At 59.4% G+C, this 5,429-nt stretch carries 5 protein-coding genes; 1 reads left to right on the top strand and 4 read right to left on the bottom strand.

Annotated elements, in window-relative coordinates:
* From ffh to B4F73_RS15950, 4 genes are all read right to left on the bottom strand, one after another.
* Positions 1-1,257 (bottom strand): signal recognition particle protein (gene ffh, locus B4F73_RS15965; protein WP_290480946.1); only part of this gene is annotated, 1,257 nt, incomplete at its 3' end.
* A 191-nt stretch (positions 1,258-1,448) separates the two neighbouring features.
* Entirely contained in the window at positions 1,449-2,039 is a 591-nt protein-coding gene (locus B4F73_RS15960; protein ID WP_034817254.1) for a GNAT family N-acetyltransferase, read from the bottom strand.
* Positions 2,040-2,145: 106 nt separating this feature from the next.
* Complete coding sequence (locus B4F73_RS15955; RefSeq protein ID WP_290483758.1) at positions 2,146-4,242, bottom strand: prolyl oligopeptidase family serine peptidase; 2,097 nt, start codon at positions 4,240-4,242, stop codon at positions 2,146-2,148.
* A gap of 197 nt (positions 4,243-4,439) precedes the next feature.
* Complete coding sequence (locus B4F73_RS15950) at positions 4,440-5,021, bottom strand: hypothetical protein (RefSeq protein ID WP_206991793.1); 582 nt, start codon at positions 5,019-5,021, stop codon at positions 4,440-4,442.
* Between the two features lie 131 nt (positions 5,022-5,152).
* Between B4F73_RS15950 and B4F73_RS15945 the strand changes: the two genes are divergently transcribed.
* On the top strand, positions 5,153-5,429 hold a 277-nt coding region (locus B4F73_RS15945), incomplete at its 3' end, for an AGE family epimerase/isomerase (protein WP_290483757.1).

Here is a 5,429-nt window from a genome sequence, read left to right as displayed (position 1 = left end):
CACCTTGTTGACCTCTTGCACGGTCACGCCAGCGCCAGCGGCAATCCGCTTGCGGCGAGACGCATTCAGGATGGCCGGTTTGCGACGCTCCTTGCGCGTCATGGACAGAATGATCGCTTCCTGGCGCTTCAGCACATTGTCGTCGAGATTGGCCGAATCCATCGCGGCCTTTGCCTTGCGCGCGCCGGGCAACATGCCCATCAGGCCGCCAAGACCGCCCATGCGCTGCATCTGGCGGAACTGGTCGGCCATGTCCTCAAGGTCGAATTCGCCCTTGCGGAGTTTCTCCGCCATGCGCTCGGCCTTTTCGGCGTCCATCTGCTCGGCGGCCTTTTCGACCAGCGAGACAATGTCGCCCTGTCCGAGAATCCGGCCAGCCACGCGCTTGGCATCGAAGGCATCAAGGCCATCGAGCTTTTCGCCGACGCCCATGAACTTGATCGGCAGACTCGTAACGGCGCGCATGGAAAGCGCCGCGCCGCCGCGGCCATCGCCATCCATCCGTGTCAGGACAAGGCCGGTCAGCGGCAGGCGAGCGTGGAAGCGGCTGGCGGTTTCAACAGCGTCCTGGCCCGTCAGGGCATCAGCCACGAGCAGCGTTTCAGACGGGTTCGCGATCTGCGCGATCTCCGCCACTTCATTCATCATCTGCTCGTCGATCGTCGTGCGACCGGCCGTATCGAGGATGAGGACGTCATAGCCGCTGATCTTCGCGGCGTTCAGGGCGCGACGGGCAATATCAGCCGGCAACTGGCCCTGAATGATCGGCAGGGCGCTGACATTTTCGTTGCACTGGTCGGCAAGGATCGCGAGCTGTTCCATCGCGGCCGGACGGCGCGTATCAAGCGAGGCGAGCAGGACGCGCTTGCGTTCCTTTTCCGACAGGCGCTTGGCGAGCTTGCCGGTCGTGGTCGTCTTACCGGAGCCTTGCAGACCAGCCATCATGATAATGGCCGGCGGGCTGTCGATGCGCAGGCTGGTATCGGCCTCTTCGCCGCCGAGCATCTCGACAAGGCCGTCATAAACAATCTTGATGACTTGCTGACCGGGCTTGACCGAACGAATGACTTCCTCGCCCACCGCGCGGGCGCGCACGCTGTCGATGAAATCCTTCACGACAGGCAGGGCGACGTCCGCCTCAAGCAAGGCGACCCGAATCTCGCGCAGGGCCGCGTTCACGTCCTTTTCGGACAGTGCACCGCGACCGGTCAGGCCGTCGAAAATTCCTCCAAGGCGTTCGCTCAGCGTGTCGAACATCTTTGTCGCTCCTTTGCCGTTTGCCAGATGTGTCTGACATAGGCGATCAAACCCATTGCACAAAGCAGAAGAGCCCCGCTGAGCGACACTTCGCCGGGCGGGGGGCCTCGCTGACCTCATGGATCAGTCAAAGCGCGCTTTTCAAATTTGCGCAGATGTTGGCGCGCCTAAAGCATGCGGGAGCCGCGGCGTCAAGCGAGCTGAAGCGCGCGCACCCGGTCTCGCAACACGGCAATCGCCGCCTTGATCTCGTCTCCGACCAGGCTGAGGACAACCATATTGGCCCATGTGCCCCCGGCCGTACGCATGTAGTTCCGGATCAAGCCCTCGCGCTGGGCGCCCATTTTGCTGAAGGCACGAATGGCGCGCTCATTCTGTTCCGGTACGAAATACGAAATTCGCCGGAAGCGCGCCTCATGGGCGCGAGTCAGAAGCGCCAGTTGCGTTGCGGGCACAATGGCTGTGCCGCGATACTTCTCTGGATGCCAGACAAAGCCGATTTCGAGCCGGCGATGCGTGCGCGACACCCGCTCGAATGCGGCAAGACCCGCAAACTCACCTGTCGCCTTGTCGACCACATAGAAAGGATGGAAGGCGTCCGTCCCTTTCATGTCCAGACTATGGTCCATATACGCTTCGAGGCTGGTGCCAGTGGGCATTACGGGCATCCACTGCCACATGGATTCAGCCACCGGAGTCGCCAGCACGACCTCTTTATGGTCCGCCGTGAGCGTATCCAGGCGAACAACGTCATTTTCCGGGGGCGGCTCCGCAAGGTTCATGATTTAGATCATTAGGCCGGAGACTGATCGAGGCAAGAAAAACCGAAGTCAGGAGTTCCAGTTCTATTTTCAGACCCGATAAAAGTTCCTATTTGGAACCTTCTTGTCAATTTGTCCGGCCTAGCCGCTTGGTCAGGTAGGTGAATTCCAGAGCAGACCGCTTGGCGCGCTCCTTCTGGTTCGCCGCTGCCGAATGCCCGCCATCAATGTTCTCATAATAGTAGAATGGCAGGCCCGCCGCCTCAAACTTCGCGGCCATCTTGCGCGCGTGACCGGGATGGACGCGATCATCCTTGGTCGAGGTAACGAAGAAGGGCACCGGATAGTCCTTCGTGGCATCAAAGTTCTGGTAGGGCGAAATCGTCTCAAGAAAAGCCCGTTCGTCCGGCACTTCCGGCGATCCGTATTCATCTACCCACGACGCGCCTGCCAGCAATAAGTGGTAACGCATCATGTCGAGCAGCGGCACCTGCACGACGACCGCGTTCCAGAGGTCTGGCCGCTGGTTCAGCATGACGCCCATGAGCAGGCCACCATTTGAGCCACCCATGATGCCGAGATGCTCCGGTGATGTAACGCCTCGTTCAATCAGGTCCTCACCGACCGAAATGAAGTCATCATAGATTCGCTTGCGATTCTGCTTCAGGCCAGCCTGATGCCACTCGGGGCCGAACTCGCCCCCGCCGCGGATGTTCGCCAACACATAAGCACCCCCCTGTTCCAGCCACAGACGACCTGTGACAGCGCTGTAGGACGGATTCAGCGAGACCTGGAACCCGCCATACCCGTATAGAAGCGTCGGCGTGGAACCGTCGAGCGGCAGATCTGCTTTGCTTACGAGGAAATAAGGCACGCGCGTGCCGTCCTTCGACGTCGCAAAATGCTGCGTGACACTCAGGCCTGTTGCATCAAATTTCGGCGGCAGACTCTTGAGGGTTTTTACGTCCCCCGTCGAGGCACTGTAGGAGAGCAGCGAATCTGGCGTCAGGAAATCCTCATAGTTGATGAAGACCGTATCCTCTTCGTCGCTGGCAAATGCGACGCTGGCCTGGCCCGTGCCGGGAAGGGAAATGGGTTCCAGCATCCAGCCGGCATCGCTCGCGGTGGCGCGCATGACCTTGCCAACCGCCGTATCACCTACCCCCAGAAGCAGGGCGCCCTTTGCAGTGGACACGCCTTTCAAGGCCTGCGTTTCGCTCGGGTGAAACACAAGTGAAACCGGCGGCAATGCGCGGGTCTCCATGAAGGTCTCGACATCGAAGGCGACCAGATCACCGGATTTGAATGTCGTTTCCTGACCCGTCGGAGTCCAATCCTGCTTCAAAGAAACAAGCAATCGGCCTTCATGGATTCCTTCTGGTGAAGACTTTGGCGGGATAGGCCACTGCACCGGCTCGCTCTCTCCATCGGGGAACCACCAGTAGCGTGTCGTGAAGAACGTGTCGGCCTGAGCCGCGCCCTGCAGAATGCGCCCATCCTCAAGCTCCAGCGTCATTGGCCAGACGCCGACATCATCCCCCTCGCCGCGGATCACCTCTTCGGCGGCGTCCAGTGGCGTACCGCGGTCCCAGCGTTTCACGATGAAAGGATAGCCGGACGCGGTCAGTGTTTCCTCGCCCCAATCGGTTGCGATCAACAAAGTGTCAGGGCTGGCCCAGGCACCGCCCTGCTTGGCCTCTGGCGTGACGAAGCCGTCATCAACGAATTGCTTGGTCGCAAGATCGAATTCGCGGCGGACAATCGCGTCCTTGCCGCCATTCGACAGGGAGATCATGCATTTGTAGCCAATATCGCTGCCCTTGGGCCGGAAACAGTCTGCGCCCTTGTAGACCCAGTTCTTGCCTTCTTCTTCCGCAAGCTTGTCGAAATCGAGAATGGTTTCCCACTCCGGCGTGTCACTGGCATAACTTTCCAGCGTTGTCCGACGCCACAGACCGCGCACATGCGTTTCGTCCTGCCAGAAATTGTAGACCATCCCGTCACGAATTGATCCGTAGGGAATACGCTCTGCCGAGGTCAGCGCCTCGATCGCGGCCGCCTCATATCCCGCATAATCAGGATCTGCCTTCAGCTCTTTCAGCGAGCGGTCATTCTGATTGCGCACCCAGTCAAGCGCTGCCTCACCTTCAACTTCTTCCAGCCAGAGATAGGGGTCTTCTGCAGTTGCCTCAGAAACCTGGGGTGGGGGAAGTGTGTCTGCCAAGGGAGTCTCCGTTGGTGTTTGTGTTCCACAGGCCGCGAGGGCCAAAAAGCTGAGCGGAGCGAAAATCTTGCGCATGGTATCTCCATGAAAGACAAATCTTGTCAGGTATCTGGGCAAAGCGACAAATTCCGCCCACCCTTATCAACTTAAATCGTCAAACGTCGCTGCCAAGCGCGGCACTCTGTCATGCGAACGGCTTATTCAATGCGCTCGAAGGTGACACTTTCGACCAGAAGGGCTCGTGACTTTTCAGGCACAACCGGACGTATGGCAAAATAATCGAAGCCCTGATCTCCAATATGTTCCGGAACGACATATTCGAAACTGAAATTCTCAAAACCCGAAACAAGGTCAAAAACCTGCCAGCCGGAATCGCCTTCCCGACCCACGGAATAGTTCACCTTGGCCTGCATGGCGCCGCGTTGATCTGCCGGACGCATGCGGACGGTGCAGCGAACGCGGCGCCCCGAGAATTGCACTTCAAGATCACTGGCGAGGCGGAAATGCGGGCCGTCTTCGGGCTCGGGCCCAAGCAAGCCGGCCTGGGCTTCGATATAGAGCAAATAGTCGTCGCCCCGATTGCGCACGAGCTCGGTCGTGGCGTCGCCGCCGGCAAGAATCTTGTTCAGAAATTGCCCGCTGACCGTGACGCGATCATAATTGGTGCCATCGCCCGTTATGGGGCCATCCGGCAAGCGGCCAATAGCGGGCCAGATGGCCAGCACAACCATGCCGACCACCAGCAGGAAGGCCAGAGGGAAGAAGATCCGGTCTTTCATGAACGAGGAGCTCTTTCACAGTTCGGCGGTGGCACCCGCTAGCCAAGGACTGGCACTCCTGTTAGCAGGAAGCTGGGCGGTTTGGCGAGCCGTAGACGCTGCCATGCATGCAATTAACGGGGGCGAGTTCCATGTCGAAAGCGGCATTGAGGCGGCGAGCCAAGGAAGCTCGTCACTGGCTTTTTGAAGCGTGCTTCCCCCTTTGGAGCGAGCGCGGAATCGGCGAGTCTGGCCTGTTTCGAGAAACACTGTCTCTGGATCACGCGCCGGTACAAGACGAGATCACACGCATTCGCGTGCAGGCCCGGCAAACCTATGTCTTCGCGCAGGCCGCCCTGCTCGGCTGGAAACCAGACATATCACTTGATCTGGTTCATCATGGCGCGCGCACCCTCAGCGGTACGGCTC

The organism is Hyphomonas sp. UBA3601 (assembly GCF_002375605.1).
GTDB lineage: Bacteria > Pseudomonadota > Alphaproteobacteria > Caulobacterales > Hyphomonadaceae > Hyphomonas.
Note: the sequence above shows the minus strand (reverse complement) of the source record. Positions and strands in the feature narration are given on the sequence as shown.

Excerpts from the sequence above, each read along its gene's own strand:
- B4F73_RS15950 (WP_206991793.1), bottom strand. The coding sequence starts at position 5,021 with ATGAAAGACCGGATCTTCTTCCCTCTGGCCTTCCTGCTGGTGGTCGGC.
- B4F73_RS15960 (WP_034817254.1), bottom strand. The coding sequence starts at position 2,039 with ATGAACCTTGCGGAGCCGCCCCCGGAAAATGACGTTGTTCGCCTGGAT.